Origin of the sequence: Pseudomonas sp. B35(2017), assembly GCF_002113645.1 — a bacterium.
GTDB lineage: Bacteria > Pseudomonadota > Gammaproteobacteria > Pseudomonadales > Pseudomonadaceae > Aquipseudomonas > Aquipseudomonas ekonensis.
Genome location: NZ_NEIZ01000020.1, coordinates 62,637 through 80,498 on the forward strand (window position 1 = coordinate 62,637; position 17,862 = coordinate 80,498).

A 17,862-nucleotide genomic window follows, 5' to 3' on the forward strand; every position below is an offset into this window, starting at 1 on the left:
GAAACTCCTGTCAGTGCTGAGGATTGCCGGGCAGACCGCCCGCCCCGAGAACAGCCGATGCCCTGTGGGAGCGGGCCTGCTGGCGATGGCGGTTTGCCCGTCACCCGTTCATGACCTGATGCCTCGTCATCGCGAGCAGGCCCGCCCCACAGGAATGTACCTAAGCGCTGATCCGCCAGATGCCGAACGGCTGGTGCGCCGGATCGATGCGCATGAACTGGTGCTTGCCGTGCCAGTCCCAGCGGTGACCGTTCATCAGATCCTCGCCGTGGGTGGTGGCGTCGTCCGGCAGGCCCATTTCCCACAACGGCAGTTCGAAATTCGCTTCCTGGACGTTGTGCGGATCGAGGCTGACGGCCACCAGGATGAAGTTGCCGCCGTCCGGGCTGCGCTTGCCGAAATACAGGATCCGGTCGTTCCAGGCGTTGTACACCTTGAGCCCCAAGTGCGAATGCAGCGCCGGGTTCTGCCGGCGGATACGGTTGAGCTGGGCGATCTCGGCGATGATGTTGCCGGGCGCGTTGAAGTCCCGGACGCGGATCTCGTACTTCTCCGAATCCAGGTATTCCTCCTTGCCGGGCACCGGCGCCGACTCGCACAGCTCGAACCCCGAATACATGCCCCACAGGCCCGAGCCCATGGTCGCCAGCGCCGCGCGGATGAGAAACCCCGCCCGCCCCGACTCGTGGAGGAACGCCGGGTTGATGTCCGGCGTATTGACGAAGAAGTTCGGCCGGTAGCACTCGCGCCACGGCGATTCGTTGAGTTCGGTGAAGTAGGCGGCCAGCTCGGCCTTGGTGTTGCGCCAGGTGAAATAGGTGTAGCTCTGGCTGTAGCCGACCTTGCCCAGCCGCGCCATCATCGCCGGCGTGGTGAAGGCTTCGGCGAGGAAGATCACCTCCGGGTGCAGCGCGCGCACATCGGCGATCAGCCATTGCCAGAACGGCAGCGGCTTGGTGTGCGGGTTGTCGACGCGGAACATCTTCACGCCTTCCTTCACCCAGCCGACGACGATGTCGCGCAGCTCAAGCCACAGGCTCGGAATCGCCTCGGGCGCATAGAAATCGACGTTGACGATGTCCTGGTACTTCTTGGGCGGGTTCTCGGCGTACTTGATCGTGCCGTCCGGCCGCCAGTTGAACCAGCCCGGATGCTGCTTGAGCCACGGGTGATCCTGGGAACATTGGATGGCGAAGTCCAACGCGATCTCCAGGCCGTGCTCGGCGGCGGCGGCCACCAGCCGCCGGAAGTCCTCGCGGGTGCCGAGCTGGGCATGGATCGCCTCGTGCCCGCCCTCCTCGCTGCCGATGGCGTAGGGGCTGCCAGGGTCGTCGGGGCCGGCGGTCAGGGCGTTGTTGCGGCCCTTGCGGTGGCTGCGCCCGATCGGGTGGATCGGCGTGAAATACAGCACGTCGAAGCCCATGTCGCGGATCATCGGCAAGCGCCCGTGCACGTCGTTGAAGGTGCCGTGGCGGACGGGATCGTCGGTGACCGAGCGGGGAAACAGTTCGTACCAACTGGCGAACTCCGCCTGCTCGCGCTCGACGTCCAGGGGGTAAGGATTGCTGATGCTCAAAAAGGCGCGGTGGTCGGCCTCGGCCATCGGCTGCGCACTGCGCGGGTGCAGGAACAGTGCGACCTGCTCGGCTTCGGGCAGGCCGGACAGCTCGTGGTGCAGCGCCGCCAGCCGTTCGCTGAGCGGCCCTTCGCTGCGCTCGGCGGCCTGCTGCACCATGGCGCGGCCCTCCTGCAGCTCAAGGCTGACCGGTACGGCCGCCACGTGCTTTTTCTCCAGTTCGTACTGGAAACTGGCGAACGTGTCGATCCACGCTTCGATCAGGAACCAATGGCGCCCCTGACGCCCGGGCCGGAACCGCCCTTCCCAGCCGTTGTTGCCTTGGTCGGCCATGACTTGGCTGTGCCAGGACTCTTCGCCGTCCTCGCGCCAGCGGATGCGCACCGCCAGTTTGTCGTGGCCGTCGGCGAACACCTTGGCGGTGACGACGACCTCGCGCCCGACGATGGCCTTGGCGGCGAACTGTCCGCCGTCGATGACCGGGCGAGTGTTCTCGATGACGATCCGCGGCAGCAGCAACGCCTGCGACAGCGGCATGTGCGGGTTGCAGCCCGGAGCGGAAGGGTTTTCAGCGGTCATTGAGCATCTCTCCTTAACGCCCCAAGGACGCTCGTGTGCCTGTCGGAAAGCGGCGGCGGATCCACCCGCCGCGCACTCACTTAGGTTCCGAGCGAACGCCCTCGGGAAAAGTTCACCGGGATTTGCCGCGCGCCGAGACCGGATCGAATCCGCCCTGCAGCGGTCAATCCACTTAAGCACTTCTTGCGCCATGTGCCATATGGAGGTTCACGATGAGTATCCCGATCCCGGCCGAAACACCCGATCCGAACATCGACAAGCCCGTGCTGCCCGAGACCGAACCGTCGCAGGTTCCGGAGCAGGATCCGCCCGGCACCACCCCGCCGGCCAAGGAGGAACCGCCGACGACCATGCCGCCGGTGATCGTCCAGCCTGATCAGGGTTTGTGATCCTTTTCGAACAGATTGACGATCTTCGGCATCACGCTGAACACCCCCAGCGCCAGCAACGTGCTGAGCACCGCCGTCGCCTCGCGGCCCAACCCGGCCGCGACGCCGATGGCGGCGGTCATCCACAGGCCGGCGGCGGTGGTCAAGCCCTTGACGTGGCCCTCGTCGCCTTCGTGGTTCTTCAGGATCGTGCCGGCGCCGAGGAAGCCGATGCCGGCGATCACCCCCTGCACCACCCGGCTCATGGCGTCGGCCTGGGCCCCGGACACCTGCGGCACCAACACGAACAGCGCCGCACCGAGCGCCACCAACATGTGGGTGCGCACGCCGGCGGCCTTGCCTTTGTGCTCGCGCTCAAAGCCGAGGATCCCACCCAGCAGCGCCGCCATCAGCAGGCGCACGGTGATGCGCGTCACTTGCGCGGCGTCGCCGACATCGGCGAACTCCGCTTGCAGGGTTTGCCACACTTCATGCCACCACGCGTTCATCGCACCGTCCTCGCCAGGAGCCCTTAAGGGATGGACAGCGCCGACCGCTGATCGGTTGCGCAGAACCCTGCGCCGCCGCGGCGCCCTAACCTTTCAACAGCCTTTGCCAAAGGATCGTCCCATGACCGTGCGCATCGAGAACCAGACCTGTTTTTTCCCCACCGAAAACGGTGAGCAGATCCGTCTGTGCGGCGACCTCACCGTCATCACCGACAGCGAAAAGGCCATGTCCGCCGTCGAGATCGAAGGCCGGCGCATCTACATCACCGAAGCCGAGGCCGACGCGCTGACCGTCGCCGGCGCCAAGGACGGCCGCCAGCACCTGAAGGCCAGCGACAGTGATTCGGTGATTTGACTGACCCCGGTCAAGACCCAGCGCAGACGCCTGCGATAGGCGTTTGCGCCTTGGCCGGCGGGCTGCTTCAAGTTGTCGCAGGGCCGGGCGCAGAACGCATCTGATACGCTTTTTATGGAAATACCTGAGTCTGTTATGCAAACAGATCGGCGCTCATAGTGCATTGGCCTGATGGAGGCTGATGAGCGAACGACCATGAGCGAACAAATCCCCGTCCGAACCCTAGATCCAACACCCGACATAAAAAGTGTGCCCGCACGCCCAATGAAGGCGACGGCCAAGTCCAGCGACAACCAGATCTTCACCCGCAGCTTCACCGGCCTGTTCCGCACCCTGCGCATGAGCGGCGCCGGGTTCCTGTTCCTGCTGTTCTTCGGCACCGTGTGGCTGAACTGGGGCGGCCGCCAGGCCGTGCTGTGGGACTTGTCGGAGAGCAAGTTCCACATCTTCGGCGCGACGTTCTGGCCGCAGGACTTCATCCTGCTGTCGGCGCTGCTGATCATCGCTGCCTTCGGCCTGTTCGCCATCACCGTGTTCGCCGGCCGGGTCTGGTGCGGCTACACCTGTCCGCAGAGTTCGTGGACGTGGATCTTCATGTGGTGCGAAAAGGTCACCGAAGGCGAACGCAACCAGCGGATCAAGCTGCAGGCGGCGCCCTGGGGCGTGAACAAACTGGCGCGGCGTGCGGCCAAGCACACGCTGTGGCTGGGCATCAGCCTGCTGACCGGCCTGACCTTCGTCGGCTACTTCACCCCGATCCGGCCGCTGGCCCAAGAGCTGTTCACCTTGCAGATCGGCGGGGTCAGCCTGTTCTGGGTGCTGTTCTTCACCGCCGCCACCTACATCAACGCCGGCTGGCTGCGCGAAGCGGTGTGCATGCACATGTGCCCGTACGCACGGTTCCAGAGCGTGATGTTCGACAAGGACACCCTGGCCATTTCCTACGACGCGGCCCGCGGCGAGAACCGTGGCCCGCGCAAGCGCGACGTCAAGCCTGCCGAGGCTGGCCTGGGCGACTGCATCGACTGCCAGATGTGCGTGCAGGTGTGCCCGACCGGCATCGACATCCGCGACGGCCTGCAGATGGAATGCATCGGCTGCGCGGCGTGCATCGACGCCTGCGATTCGATCATGGACAAGATGAGCTACCCACGCGGCCTGATCCGCTACACCTCCGAGCGCGAACTGCAAGGCGGCAAGACCCACCTGCTGCGCCCGCGCCTGATCGGCTACACCACCGTGCTGGTGGTGATGATCGGCGCCCTCGCCCTGGCGCTGGCCGAGCGGCCGATGGTGTCGCTGGACGTGACCAAGGACCGCGGGCTGTTCCGCGAGAACGGCCAGGGCCAGATCGAGAACATCTACACCCTCAAGGTCATCAACAAGACCCAGCAGCGCCAGGACTACACCTTGAGCCTGGAGGACGGCGACGGCTTCCAGTTGCAGGGCCGCACCGAACTGAGCCTGGCCGCGGGCGAGATCGTCGATGTGCCGGTGTCGGTGGCCATGACCACCGAACGCGCCGCCAGCAGTTCGCAGACCTTGAGCTTCAGGATCGCCGACAGCGACGACCCGCAGGTCTACAGCGTGGCCAAGAGCCGGTTTGTCGCGCCAATGAACCGCTGAGCCAGTAAGATGGCTGCCCTGTGGCGAGGGCGCTTGCGCCCCCACCACACCCCCTCTGCTCCGTGCGCAAGCAATGCCTTTCGAATTCAGTCCATCGCGGGATACCGATGAAACGCTACGAAAAATTCGCCGACGACATCGCTGAACTGATCCGCTCCGGCGTCCTCGGGCCCGGCCAGCGGGTGCCGTCGGTGCGCTATGCCAGCCAGACCTACGGCGTCAGCCCGTCCACGGTGTTCCAGGCCTATTACCTGCTGGAGCGTCGCGGCCTGATCCGCGCCCGGCCGCGCTCGGGCTACTTCGTCAACACCCACGCCCCGAGCCCGTTCTCGGAGCCGGTGATCAGCAGCCAGGTCAACGAATCCACCGAGGTCGACGTCAGCGAACTGGTGTTCTCGGTGCTGGAGTCGATCAAGGATCCGGGCACCGTGCCGTTCGGCTCGGCCTTCCCCAGCCCGACCCTGTTTCCGTTGCAGCGCCTGTCGCGTTCGCTGGCCCACGCGGCGCGGGAGATGGACCCGCGCATGGTGGTCACCGACATGTCGCCGGGCAACCCGCAGCTGCGCCGGCAGATCGCCCTGCGCTACATGGTCGGCGGGCTGATGCTGCCGATGGAAGAACTGCTGATCACCAACGGCGCCCTCGAAGCCCTGAACCTGTGCCTGCAAGCGGTGACCGAGCCCGGCGACCTGGTGGCCATCGAAGCCCCGGCGTTCTACGCCAGCCTGCAAGTGCTGGAGCGCCTGAAGCTCAAGGCCGTGGAAATCCCCGTGCACCCGCGCGACGGCATCGACCTGGGCGTGCTCGCCCAGACCCTGGAACGCCATCCGATCAAGGCCTGCTGGTGCATGACCAGTTTCCAGAACCCCATGGGCGCGACCATGCCCGAGGCCAAAAAACAGGAATTGGTGGAGCTGCTGCGCCGGCATCAGGTGCCGTTGATCGAGGACGACGTCTATGCCGAGCTCTACTACGGCCAGCAGGCGCCGAAGCCGGCCAAGGCGTTCGACACCGAAGGCCTGGTGATGCACTGCGGCTCGTTCGCCAAGAGCCTCGCCCCCGGCTACCGCATCGGTTGGGTCGCCGCCGGGCGCTACGCGCAGAAGATCGAGCGGCTGAAACTGATGACCTCGCTGTGCGCCTCGATGCCGGCCCAGGCGGCCATCGCCGACTACCTGCAGCACGGCGGCTACGACCGTCACCTGCGCAAGCTGCGCTATGCCCTGGAGGAACAGCAAAGCGCGATGCTGGCGGCCATCGCCCGGTACTTCCCGGCGCAGACCCGGGTCAGCCAGCCGGCGGGCGGCTACTTCCTGTGGCTGGAACTGCCGCCGCAGATGGACTCGCTGAAACTGTTCCAGATGGCCCTGGCCCAGGGCATCAGCATCGCCCCGGGGCCGATCTTTTCGCCGACCCAGCGCTTTCGCAACTGCATCCGGCTGAACTACGGCAGCCCGTGGACCGAAGCGTCGGAGAAGGCGATGGAAACCCTGGGGCGGATCGTGCGGTCGTTCTGACCGCACTCCTTCACTCAGTCAGACGCTCGGTGCTGGACAGATACGACGGATGACTCGTTCCGGGCCGAAGGCCGGCCGCCACCAACAACTGCCCTCCAGGCAACAGACTGGCCGTGTGTATGAACCGAGCGTGTGCCAGTTCGGCGCCGATGGCCCATTCATGGGTGTCAGGGTCAAAAACTTCGGTCATGTTGCCGGACTCCACGCTTAGGCCATCTCCGATCACCAGTACATGCCCTGAAGCCAGTCGTGTGACGCTGTGCCCCTTGCGGCCATGAACCATTGTCCCGCCAAGGCTCCAGCTGTCCGCTTGCGGGTCGTAGAGGTACGCATCCGCCCGTCCAGGATTGAACGGGGCATCAGCCCCGCCCACCACCAGGATCCGGCCATCGGCCAACCGCGTTGCCGTGTGCTGCATGCGCCTTTCGGGCAACGGCTGGACGGTACTCCACCCACCCGTGGCCGGATCAAACAACGAAGCGTCATCGATCGCCGCATTCAGTTGCGCCGAATACCCTCCCAACACCAGCAATTTTCCGGACGCCAACAAGGTCGCTGTGTGATCCATGCGGGCGAACGGAACATCGGCGGCGGCACGCCACCGGTTGGCGACCGGATCGTAGATTTCGACGCTGGCGAGCACCTGCCCCTGCCCTTGGGACTGATGGTTGCCCCCGCAGACCATGACATGTCCGCTGTCCAGGAGCGTTGCGGTATGGGCAAAGCGCGGAGTCTCAAGCGTCGCCGCCGCAACCCATTGATCCGTTGCCGGGGAATACAGCTCGACGCCGTTGATCGAGCCCACCGCCCCGCTGCCGGCAATGACCATGACCTGCCCGCTGTTCAGACAGACAGCGCGATGCCCCAAACGGGGTCCAGGCAACGCAGCCACCCGCGTCCAGGCATTGTTTGACGGGCTGTAGCGTTCGACGTCTGACAGCGTGCCGGACAGCCCCTGGCCGAGATGATGCCAAGGCACCTGACCGCTCGCCCCGCGTGTACCGTCCGTCAGCCATGAAGCGGGCTCCATGCCATTGGTTCCGCCCACCACCAGCACATCGCCATCGGGCAGCACGGTCGCCGAGTGATAGGCCCGCAAAACGTTCATGGGGGCGGCCGGAACAAAGGAACCGTCGACGGTATTGTTCATCACAGTGCTCCATTGCAGATCGTCGGTACCCACGGGTGACGCATCGACTGCCCCGTCACTCGTTTCGCCCAGACGAATCTAAAAGCCCCGCTCACAACCGTCTACTGTCAGAAGTAACAGGTGCACGCGGCGTCTTCGCTCAACGCCGCCCTCACACTCACACCACCTCGCGCACCAGCAGCACCCGCGTCACCCGCCGCTCCTCGACCGCCATCACGGTCATCCGCCAGCCGTCGTGCTCCAGCCGGTCGCCGATCATCGGCAACCGGTCGAGCAGGCTCATCACCAGGCCGGCGAGGGTCTGGTAGTCCTCGGTGGCGGGCGCACCGAAACCGGTGCGCTGACGGATCCGCGCCAGGTTCAACGCACCGTTGACCAGGAAACCGCCCTGCTCCTCGACCACGTCAGGCCCCTCGATCTCGCTGGCGTCCGGCAACTCGCCGGCGATCGATTCGAGGATGTCGGTCATGGTCAGCACGCCGACGAAATCACCGAACTCGTTGACCACGAACGCGATGTGGGTCGAGGCGGCGCGCATCTGCTCCAGCGCGTTGAGGATCGAGTAGCTGTCGAGCAGGTTGATCGTCTGGCGCGCCAGGTGTTCGAGGTTCGGTTCGTGACCGGCCAGGTATTCCTTGAGCAGCTCCTTCTTGTGCACGAAGCCCAGCGGCTCGTCCACCGCGCCGTTGCGCACCAGCGGCAAACGCGAGTAGGACGAATGCATCAACCGCGTGCGGATCGTCTCGGCATCGTCGGCCAGGTCGATGTGGTCGACGTCGGCGCGCACGGTCATCAGGGCACGGATCGGACGCTCGGCCAGTTGCAGCACGCCGCTGATCATCACCCGCTCGCGGCGGTCGAACAGCTCGGCGCTCGGCGCGTCGCCGTCATCCAGAAGGTCGGAGATTTCCTCGCCCACCTCCTCCACCGCCAGCTTGCGCCCGCCCAGCAGGCGCATCACCGCATGGGCCGTGCGCTCGCGCAGCGGCCGCAGGCCCTGCATCGAACGCTTGCGCCGGGCCCGGGCGATCTGGTTGAACACCTCGATCAGGATCGAGAAACCGATGGCGGCGTACAGGTAGCCTTTAGGGATGTGGAAGCCCAAGCCTTCGGCGGTCAGGGCGAAACCGATCATCATCAGGAAGCCCAGGCACAGCATGATCACTGTCGGGTGCGCGTTGACGAAGCGGGTCAGCGGCTTGCTGGCCACGATCATCAGGCCGATGGAGACGATCACCGCGATCATCATCACCGCCAGCTCATCGACCATGCCCACGGCCGTGATCACCGCGTCCAGCGAGAACACCGCATCGAGCACCACGATCTGCGCCACGATCGGCCAGAACAACGCGTAAGCGGTGTTGGCCGAACGCTGGCCGACGTGGCCTTCCAGCCGTTCGTGCAGTTCCATGGTGGCCTTGAACAACAGGAACACACCGCCGAACAGCATGATCAGGTCACGGCCGGAGAAGCTCTTGCCGAACACCTCGAACAGCGGCTGGGTCAGGGTGACCAGCCAGGAGATGCTCGCCAGCAGGCCCAGGCGCATGATCAAGGCCAGGGACAGGCCGATGATCCGTGCGCGGTCGCGCTGATGCGGCGGCAGCTTGTCCGCCAGGATCGCGATGAACACCAGGTTGTCGATGCCGAGCACCAGCTCCAGCACGATCAATGTCAAAAGGCCCAGCCAGGCCGTGGGATCCGCTAACCATTCCATATTCTGTCTCGGTCTCTCTTCAGTGTTTTCGGGCTGCCGGGCACGGCAAAGTGCGACGCGAAAGCCCGAAGGCTGCGCCATCAACGATAGTCGGGAGTCGGAAGACCGGATGCTGCGAGTGCGTCAAGACCGCGCCTGGGCGCGAGAGGAAGGGGCGACTGGGAGGCTCCGTGAGGGTGTTCATGCAAGTCCTGAATGGGAAAAAGGACTTGGAGAGTACAGGCTGAGGCGGCCATCGCCACAGCGGCAAATCATTTCAAAATCTGTAAAGCACCTCGCCGGAGCGGTGGCCGGGATGGCCTCATCGCGGGCAAGCCCGCTCCCACAAGGATCTCAGTTGTACTCGGAACTCGCGTTCGCCGCAAAACACTGTGGGAGCGGGCTTGCCCGCGATGGGGCCGCCACAGACTAACGCTTGATCGACGACAGCAGCCGCTCGGCATTCGCCCCGCAGCTCATGCCTTCGGGCCGCGACAGGATGCCGTCGATCACCTCCAGCAACCGTGCCCGGCTCTGCGCCAGGTGCCGCTGCATGGCCTCGATCTCCTGGACCTTGCCCCGCAGGCTGGTCACCAGTTCGTCTTGGTCGTACTCGCCGGTGACGGCGTCCGGCAGCAGCAGCTTGAGTTCATCCAGGGAGAATCCCGCGCGCTGGGCGCTCTGGATGATGTGCAGGGTCTGCAGCACCTGCGGCGAGTAGCGCCGGTAGCCGTTGCCCAGCCGCTCGACCTTGGGGATCAGGCCCTGAGCCTCGTAGAAGCGGATCCTTGAGGCGCTCAGCCCGCTCTGTTGCGCCAGTTCACCGATTTTCATGGACACCTCGCATTCCTGCTTGACCTTAAACTTGACTTTAAGCTTAGCCTCGCTTCATCACTGATGAGGAGTCAAGCATGTCGCCCTTCAACACCCTGAATCTGCCCAACGGCCAGACCGTCGGCAACCGCATCGCCAAGGCGTCCATGGAGGAAAACCTCGCTGACGCCGACCAGGCCCCCTCCGCCGCCCTGTACCGTCTGTACCAGGCCTGGGCCGACGGCGGCGCCGGCCTGCTTTTGACCGGCAACGTCATGATCGACCGCCGCGCCATGACCGGCCCCGGCGGCGTGGTGCTGGAGGATGAGCGTCATTTGGCGCAGTTCCGCCGTTGGGCCGAGATCGGCCGCTCCGGCGGCGCGCAGTTGTGGATGCAACTCAACCACCCCGGCCGCCAGACCTTCGCCAACCTGGGCCAGCCGGCCCTGGCGCCGTCGGCGGTGGCGCTGGAGATGGGCGCGTTCTCCAAGCTGTTCGCCGAACCCCGGCCGATGAGCGAAAGCGATATCGAAGAGGTCATCCAGCGCTTCGCCACCAGCGCCGCCCTTGCGGAAAAGGCCGGTTTCACCGGTATCCAGATCCATGCGGCCCACGGCTACCTGCTCAGCCAGTTCCTGTCGCCGCTGACCAACCGCCGCACCGACCGCTGGGGCGGCTCGCTGGAAAACCGCGCGCGCCTGCTGCTGTCGGTGATCGAAGCGGTGCGTCAGGCGGTGTCGCCGCAGTTCTGCGTGGCGGTGAAGCTCAATTCGGCGGACTTCCAGCGCGGCGGCTTCGACACCCACGATGCGCGCCAAGTGATCGAATGGCTCAACGAGCGGCCCGTGGATCTGCTGGAGCTGTCCGGCGGCAGCTACGAGGCCCCGGCCATGCAGGGCGAGGCGCGGGACGGCCGCACCCTGGCCCGCGAGGCGTTCTTCCTGGAGATGGCCAGCGAACTGGCCGGCGTGGCACGGATGCCGGTGATGGTCACCGGCGGCATCCGCCGCCTGCCGATCGTCGAACAGGTGCTCGACAGCGGCCTCGACATGGCGGGCATCGCCACGGCGCTGGCCATCGAGCCGGGCCTGGTCAACCACTGGCGCGCCGGCCGTCCGAGCGAGCCGCAACTGCCGCCGATCCGTTGGAAGCGCAAACCGCTGGCGTCGCTGGCCAACATGGCCGTGGTGCGCTTCCAGATGGCCCGCCTGAGCCGGGGGCGCAAGACCAGGCCCGAGGTGTCGGCGCTGTGGGCGCTGATCCTCGACCGGTTGTACCTGGGGCGACGTACGCGGCAGTACCGGCAGGCGATGTCTGACTGACGCCCGTGGTTGCGACGCTCGCCGTCACCAGACCGCTCCGGCGGTGCGTCAGCCGTCAAACGAGTAGCGCTGGATGATGGCGACGTACTTCTTCACTCGATGGCGAGGCGGCTTCTTCTGCTTGGCGATCAAGTCCGCGTATATCGCCATTATTTCCCTGAAGCGCTCAAATTCGGCGAGATTCTCAGCGGATGGGTCGAGGCTGACCAGTCCTTTCAGCTCGTTCATTTCAAAGGTGTCACTCTTCGATCTGAGAGGCTGCAGCAAACTCGAAAAACACAACGGGGTGCCCAGCGCCACCGCCAGCAAGGTCAGCAGCGCTTTGTATTCACCCCCCTCGAGTGCCCGGAGGTCATCGGGCTTGAGGCTGACCTTGATCAGGCGATAGACATTCAGGAAACGCAGCGCGCGTCGAGGGGAGGACCCCATGTACCTTGCCAGCAGTTGCAGCGCCTCAGTCTCACCGGAGGAGATCTTCAACATTTCGGCTGGAACAGTTTGAATGCCGACGGCTCCTTCCGTTTCGTTTAGACCCGTTGGCACTTTGTCAGTCTGATCAGCGCCCCTTACCCTCTTCAACTGTGCTTGCAGAAACTGCTCACTGGCTACGCTGTCCATCGGGCGCATCCAGTAAGGGATCTGAAAGATCTTTTCCAGGTAGTCAGACACAGAGGCCGTCTGTTGCTGCTGGCCGTTCGCAGCCATCAAGTTGGGGTAGTGATCGAGCAAGGCCTGACGCACCCAACGCACATCCACCGCGACCATCACCACGAACAAGGGAAAGGTCAGCAGCAGATGCACCGCCTGCAGCACCTCGACGACTTTGTCCGGCGGACAGCGATCCAGGTCGTCGATGTACAGGGCGATCCGTTTGAAGGATCGGACTTCCTCAGGGGAATGCGTGGCCGCCGCCCGCAGCTTCTGGATGTCTCCGTCGTCCAGGAACGTTTTGTTGGCCTCCAGGAACGCATCCATTTTCAGCAGAAATGCAGCGCGCTCCGCCTCGACCGAATCCCGGAGGCTGCCCGCTTCCGTCACGTTGAACGCCAACTCCTCGAAGTCCTTGCGCACCGTGGCGATCAATCCAAGATGTTGCGCATAGTCGCCGTCCGTCGCGCGGGCCCGGACGAACTTCTTCAGGCGCCCGGCACCGGTTCCTTGAGAGAAATCGTGAGTGGCGAGCGCCAATTGTTCGCTGGTGACTTGCACCAAGGCCTTTGCCTCGTCGACGCTGGCATTCGCCTTGGCTTGCCTCTGAACGGCGTGCTCTAGCGCTTTCTTCTGTTCGGCCAATCGGCTATCGATGGCTTTGTCCAGCGCCCTCTTGCCCGCCTCCAACTGTTTCAGCGCCCCGCGGGCCTTGCCCCAGACCCATCGCAGTCGGGCAGTCACCGCTGCCACCGCTACACTCGCCAACATCAAGCCGTCCTGCAGACCTTGCAGGAAAGGGAGTCGTGCCTTGAGGATTGCCACACCCTCTGTCGCCATCCAAGGCATCGCCAAGACCAACACGACAAAGGCACCGACGTTCCACCAGCTCAGCAGTTGGGACTTGTATCCGCGGGCCAGCAACCTAGCCTTTCCCGCTTCCTCATGCAGGGCATCGGATACGCTCTGGAAAGCCTCGGCACGCTCGGTCAAGGCATCGATTCCAAGGATCTTGGCCGCCTTCGCGAACTCGTCTTTTGCGTCTTTGATCTCTTGGCCGGCATCCGCGCCGTTGAACACCTCACTCAACGCCGCAAGATAGACAGACGGCGTAGTCGCGGTCTTGGCTTGAACCTCTTCGAGCGCCTGGCGGGCCTTGAGCAGTTGCTCTGCGGCCGCACGCTGGTCTCGACGGCGACGAACCAGCTCCTTGGCAGCGTCCAGCGTCAGCATTCGCGAAGTGGACAGGTGTTCGAGCAACGGGTCGCGAACCTCGGGATTGTGCTTCGTGTACCAACGGTCCAGCTCGACGAATATATGGCTGACCAGACTGGCCCACAGGTTCGTCTCCGCGTAATGCCAGGCATTGAACCGAATCTGCACGACATCCGTATGGAATTCCTTCGAGCCTGCTTCCGGGGCCTGGGCACTTGCCTTTCCTTGGCTGAGGCGTTCGATGTGCTGATGGATCAGGCGCATGAAAAAGGACTTGCCGCTGCCCCAGTTGCCGAACAGCCCAATGGCAAGCGGCGGCATGACATCTTTCGCTACGGCCAGGCGCGCAAAGGCTTTCGCCTCATCGTTGGCGCCCAGACGGTCATCCAGGTCAGACGCCCATGGATCGTCGTTTTGGGTGACGGCGATAGAGGTGGTGCCGGGACGGGAACCCCGTGTGTTTCCCTTCCCCCCCGGGACGTTCGTCACCTCGTCAGTCTTCTTTTTGTCGTCTGACGATGACAGCCCGTTCGGATTGTTTTCCGGTGGCGCAGAAGCCCCCTGGTCTGGATCCCGCACTCGCTGCTGGTCATTATTCAGATCGGAAGGCGATAGCGAGGTCGTGTAGAACTTTGCTCTTTGATTCCTTGGGGACACCGATGAGCTCGGCTCGTCGTCACGGTTTACGGGTTCATCACTTTCTCTGTCCACGTAACACTCCATCGCATCCACAACATAAAAAACGCATTCAGATGTACAGGCCTGAACGTCCCGTTCCGGCTTGCTACCGCCCGGAAAACCGCAACCGCGACAACTGGCGCAAATCCCCGTCGACGTAATAGTCATCCGTCCAGCTGTCATCCGCCGCCAGCGGCTGCACCTGCTTGAGATCCAGTTTCTTGGCGAAATAGCGGAAGCGGTAATGCTCGTAGAAGCGCAGCAATTCCAGGCCGTAGCGGTCCGCCAGGTCGGTGTCGCCGCGGATGATCAGGAAGTTTTCGTCGTTGCCGTTGCTGGCCGAGGTGCTGAGGTTGTGGCTGCCGCTGATGATGGTCGGGGCGTCCGTGGTGAAGTCGGTGACCACCGCTTTGGTGTGCACCAGCAGGTTGCCCTTCTGGCCTTTCATGTTTTCCCGCAGCCAGCCTTCAAGGCCCGTGTTGAGCAGCGCAGTGGCGGCGAACTCGGCGGTGCGGTCGGCATGGAAGCCGGTGATCCGGCTCGCGGTGTTCTGCAGGCCGTAGCGCAGGATGTCGTCGTGAGGCTGGCCGAGCAAGGCGTTGAGGATCGGGTCGGGCAAGTCGAATGCGGTGACGAACAGCACGTCCTTTTTCGCCGCGTTGATGATGTCGACGAACTCGCGCAGGTCGGCGCCGCCGGAGCGCGGCGAAAACCCGGCGAACAGCGGTTTGGCCGGATCCATCGGATTGACGTCGGTGATCCAGTCGCGGGTGGCGCCGACATCGGCAGGCGTCGTCCAGATTTCCTCGAAGGTGCGCAGGTAGCTGGCGGCGATGGCCGGATCGTCCAGCACATGCACCACGTTGGCCTGGCGGTAGACGCCGTTGGCGGTGAAGTTGGTGCTGCCGCACAGCACCGCTTGCGGCTGGCGCACGCCGCCGGCATCGAGGCGGCTCAAGACGATGAACTTGTCGTGGAAGATGTTGTGGGTGACCCGCCCGCGCTTGCTGGCCTCTGGCAGGTGCGCCAGGCTCGCTTGGTTGATCGTGGTGTCTTCGTCGTCGGGCCGGGCGTGGTACAGCACCCGCACCTGCACCCCACGGTCGAATGCCGCGTTCACCGTGTCGATGATGGCTTGCAGTTGGTATTCGTAGATTGCGATGTCCAGCGCCCACTGGCCGTCGGTGGCGCGCTGGATGAAGCCTTGCAGACGCCCGAGCAGGCCGTTCTCCAGCCATTGGCGCGCCGCGTCGGGCCAGGCCTCGATGGGCAGGTTGCGGTTGGCGCTGATCTGCGCGTCAAGGTCCGGGAACTTGCGCTGGAAGGCTTGGCTGGCCGCGACGGCACGGTTGAAGATCACGCTTTGGTTGGCCGGGTGGCCGTCGTCGGAGCGGATGGTCAGCTCCAGCGATTCGCCGAGCGCTGGGGCGTCCGGCGTGCCGTAGGCCAGGTGCACGCGGTAATGGATCGTCATGCCGGGGTTCACGGCGTAGTCGGCCCAGCGAAATTTCTGCAAAGGGGCCAGGTCGCTCGGGGTGGCGTGGAATTCCGGCCGGGTGTGCGCCTTGCCGGGGAAGGTCAGGCTGTTGAACAGGAACAGCCACGGCTTGTCGCCCTGCTGCTTCTCGATGGCGAAACCGAGCAGGCCCTTGCGCCGGGGTTCGGCGACGTCCATGGCGAGCAGCACGCCGTTGGTGCCGGCGTAGGCCTTGACGCGGAAATCGTCCTGGGGGTTGGCGACCAGTACGCGCATGGTTCACTCCTTGTGATGGGCTGGGGTGCAGCATAGAGCAGCGCGGGGGGTTTTACGCGGTGGATCAGGCGAAAGCGATGCGGAATGTGCCGACGTCATCGCTGGCTTGCCAGCGATGACGGTGGGTCAGCTAGCAGAGATGTCGACTGTGTTGGCCTCATCGCTTGCAGGCAAGCTCCTACAGGGTTCTGTGGGGTACATGGATATTGCGGATAACCGGGATCCCTTGTGGGAGCCAGCCTGCTGGCGATGGCGCTGGGTCAGCTCAGGTGCAGCTCATCGATGTGCCGGTATTCGGCCTCCAGCGCCGTCGCCAGCTGCCGGGCGCGGCCCAGGCGGATCGGTCCGCGTTCGATGTCGATCAACAGGCCCGGGCACGCCAGCGCCGGCAGGCCCCCCAGATCCTTCAGGCGCCCGTCCGTCACCACCAGCAACCGTTGCCGTTCCGCCGGGAAACGCTGGCGGCGCAGCGTCAGCCATTGCTCGGCCTCTGCGAGCGCCGCCAGCAGCGGCGTGCCGCCCCCGGCCCCCAAGCCGTCGAGCCAGGCCCGCAGGCCACTGCCGGACTTGAGCCCCTGCACCTGCCACTTCGGCGCTGCGCCGCTGGCGGTGAGCAAGGCCAGGCGCGCGCGCTGCCGGTAGGCGTCGTCGAACACCTGGGCGAGCAGCCCCTTGGCATCGCTCAGGGCCTGATGGCGACGGGTCGAGCCGGACGCATCGACGATCACCAGCCACAGTTCATGGGGCGTGCGGGTGCGCATCTGCAACAGCAGGTCCGCCCGGCACCGTGGCCGACCGTTGAGCAAGGTACCCGGCCAGTTCACCGAGCCGCTGCGGGCGGCGTGGCGCCGCCCTTGCCTGCCGTTGTCGAGCCGTCCGGCGCGGGGTCTGGCATTCGCCCCCGCGTCGGACCGGGGGCGAATGCCTAGGGCTTTTTTGGCCAGTGCGGCACTTCGCGGCGGGCACCGGTGGCTTGCGCCGGCGCAGGCATCTCACCCCATTGGCCCTGCCCTTCGCGGCTGTCGGCCTGGCTGTCGGCGGGAGACTGCGCCGGTGCCTGCGCAGGCGGCGAAGGCTGTACGCGACGGCGGTGGCGCAAGGCGAATTCGGCCACCGCGTCGATATCCTGCCCTTCGATCGCGCCGGCGCCGCGCCAGGCCGCATGGGCCCGGGCCGCCCGCAGCCAGACCAGATCCGCCCGCAAGCCATCGACGCCGGCGGCGAAGCAACGCTCGGTGATCTGCGCCAGGGCGTCATCGTCCAGCGGAATGTCCGCAAGGCTGTCGCGGGCGCTGCGGCAGCGCTCGCGCAGGGCTTGCTGCTCGCCTTCCCATTGCGCGCAGAAGCCTTCCGGGTCGCTGTCGAAGTCGAGCCGGCGACGGATGATCTGCCCGCGCTCGGCCGGTGCCGTGTGCCCGCCCAAGGCGACGTTGAGGCCAAAGCGGTCCAGCAACTGCGGCCGCAGTTCGCCCTCCTCCGGGTTCATGGTGCCGATCAGGACGAACTTCGCCGAGTGCCGGTGGGAAATGCCGTCGCGCTCGATCAGGTTGGTGCCGCTGGCGGCCACGTCGAGCAGCAGATCCACCAGATGGTCGGGCAGCAAGTTCACCTCATCGACGTACAGCACGCCGCCGTCGGCCTTGGCCAACACGCCCGGCGAAAACTGCGCGCGGCCTTCGCCCAGCGCGGCATCCAGATCCAGCGTGCCCACCAGCCGCTCTTCGGTGGCGCCCAACGGCAAGGTGACGAACTGACCGCCGTTGAGCAGGTCCGCCAGCCCCCGGGCCAGGGTCGACTTGGCCATGCCCCGCGGGCCCTCGATCAGCACGCCGCCGATCTTCGGGTCGATGGCGGTCAGGCACAGGGCCAGTTTCAGGTCATCGGCGCCGACCACGGCGGACAGAGGGAAATGGTAGGTGTCGGTCATCTATCGGTACTCAATCAAGGTCGGGCCTGGGGCAACTGCGGGAGCGAGCAGGCTCGCGATCGCGGTGGAGCAGGCAACCCAAGGGATACTGGGGCAAGGCTATCGCGAGCAGGCTCGCTCCTACAGGGGT

The 17,862-nt window shown here is 65.1% G+C and carries 14 protein-coding genes; 5 read left to right on the forward strand and 9 right to left on the reverse strand.

All coding sequences use genetic code 11. The annotated features are described in order from the left end of the window. Nucleotides 1-160: 160 nt before the first annotated feature. Nucleotides 161-2,155, reverse strand: a complete 1,995-nt coding sequence (locus tag CAG41_RS24670) for an alpha-1,4-glucan--maltose-1-phosphate maltosyltransferase (protein WP_085586113.1) — start codon at nucleotides 2,153-2,155, stop codon at nucleotides 161-163. 212 nt (nucleotides 2,156-2,367) lie between these two features. Here CAG41_RS24670 and CAG41_RS28690 point away from each other — a divergent pair, with 212 nt between their 5' ends. Continuing rightward, nucleotides 2,368-2,544 carry a hypothetical protein gene (locus CAG41_RS28690; protein WP_170930007.1) on the forward strand — a complete coding sequence of 59 codons (177 nt, stop codon included), beginning with the start codon at nucleotides 2,368-2,370 and terminating at the stop codon, nucleotides 2,542-2,544. Here CAG41_RS28690 and CAG41_RS24675 read toward each other — a convergent pair. Continuing rightward, nucleotides 2,532-3,032: an MgtC/SapB family protein gene (locus CAG41_RS24675; RefSeq protein WP_085586115.1), complete on the reverse strand. Its 501-nt coding sequence runs from the start codon at nucleotides 3,030-3,032 to the stop codon at nucleotides 2,532-2,534. The two genes, CAG41_RS28690 and CAG41_RS24675, sit on opposite strands and share 13 nt — an antisense overlap. Nucleotides 3,033-3,153: 121 nt before the next feature. On the opposite strand from CAG41_RS24675, the gene CAG41_RS24680 reads away from it, so the two are divergent. From CAG41_RS24680 to mapR, 3 genes are all read left to right on the forward strand, one after another. After that, nucleotides 3,154-3,387 carry a DUF3203 family protein gene (locus CAG41_RS24680; RefSeq protein ID WP_085586117.1) on the forward strand — a complete coding sequence of 78 codons (234 nt, stop codon included), beginning with the start codon at nucleotides 3,154-3,156 and terminating at the stop codon, nucleotides 3,385-3,387. Between the two features lie 195 nt (nucleotides 3,388-3,582). After that, the gene (gene ccoG / locus CAG41_RS24685; protein ID WP_085586119.1) at nucleotides 3,583-5,013 is read left to right on the forward strand and encodes a cytochrome c oxidase accessory protein CcoG; all 1,431 of its coding nucleotides are present in this window, start codon (nucleotides 3,583-3,585) and stop codon (nucleotides 5,011-5,013) included. A 107-nt stretch (nucleotides 5,014-5,120) separates the two neighbouring features. Then, nucleotides 5,121-6,530: a GntR family transcriptional regulator MpaR gene (mapR, locus tag CAG41_RS24690; protein ID WP_085586121.1), complete on the forward strand. Its 1,410-nt coding sequence runs from the start codon at nucleotides 5,121-5,123 to the stop codon at nucleotides 6,528-6,530. Between the two features lie 10 nt (nucleotides 6,531-6,540). Here the strand turns inward: mapR and CAG41_RS24695 are convergent, their stop codons facing one another. From CAG41_RS24695 to CAG41_RS24705, 3 genes are all read right to left on the reverse strand, one after another. Beyond that, complete coding sequence (locus CAG41_RS24695) at nucleotides 6,541-7,680, reverse strand: kelch repeat-containing protein (protein WP_085707575.1); 1,140 nt, start codon at nucleotides 7,678-7,680, stop codon at nucleotides 6,541-6,543. A 157-nt stretch (nucleotides 7,681-7,837) separates the two neighbouring features. After that, the gene (locus tag CAG41_RS24700) at nucleotides 7,838-9,397 is read right to left on the reverse strand and encodes a TerC family protein (RefSeq protein WP_085586125.1); all 1,560 of its coding nucleotides are present in this window, start codon (nucleotides 9,395-9,397) and stop codon (nucleotides 7,838-7,840) included. 408 nt (nucleotides 9,398-9,805) lie between these two features. After that, entirely contained in the window at nucleotides 9,806-10,210 is a 405-nt protein-coding gene (locus tag CAG41_RS24705; RefSeq protein WP_085633150.1) for a MerR family transcriptional regulator, read from the reverse strand. 77 nt (nucleotides 10,211-10,287) lie between these two features. Here CAG41_RS24705 and CAG41_RS24710 point away from each other — a divergent pair, with 77 nt between their 5' ends. Further along, entirely contained in the window at nucleotides 10,288-11,511 is a 1,224-nt protein-coding gene (locus CAG41_RS24710; RefSeq protein ID WP_085586129.1) for an NADH:flavin oxidoreductase/NADH oxidase family protein, read from the forward strand. 48 nt (nucleotides 11,512-11,559) lie between these two features. Here CAG41_RS24710 and CAG41_RS24715 read toward each other — a convergent pair whose 3' ends face one another. From CAG41_RS24715 to CAG41_RS24730, 4 genes are all read right to left on the reverse strand, one after another. After that, nucleotides 11,560-14,085, reverse strand: coding sequence for a P-loop NTPase fold protein (locus tag CAG41_RS24715; protein ID WP_170930008.1), 2,526 nt, complete (start codon nucleotides 14,083-14,085; stop codon nucleotides 11,560-11,562). A gap of 73 nt (nucleotides 14,086-14,158) precedes the next feature. Further along, a complete protein-coding gene (locus CAG41_RS24720; RefSeq protein WP_085639072.1) occupies nucleotides 14,159-15,805 on the reverse strand; it encodes a phospholipase D-like domain-containing protein in 1,647 nt (548 codons plus the stop codon). A gap of 260 nt (nucleotides 15,806-16,065) precedes the next feature. Beyond that, nucleotides 16,066-16,749 carry a VWA domain-containing protein gene (locus CAG41_RS24725; RefSeq protein ID WP_371857684.1) on the reverse strand — a complete coding sequence of 228 codons (684 nt, stop codon included), beginning with the start codon at nucleotides 16,747-16,749 and terminating at the stop codon, nucleotides 16,066-16,068. Next, a complete protein-coding gene (locus CAG41_RS24730; RefSeq protein WP_085639079.1) occupies nucleotides 16,731-17,732 on the reverse strand; it encodes an ATP-binding protein in 1,002 nt (333 codons plus the stop codon). Before CAG41_RS24730 ends, CAG41_RS24725 begins: the two co-directional genes overlap by 19 nt. Nucleotides 17,733-17,862 lie beyond the last annotated feature (130 nt).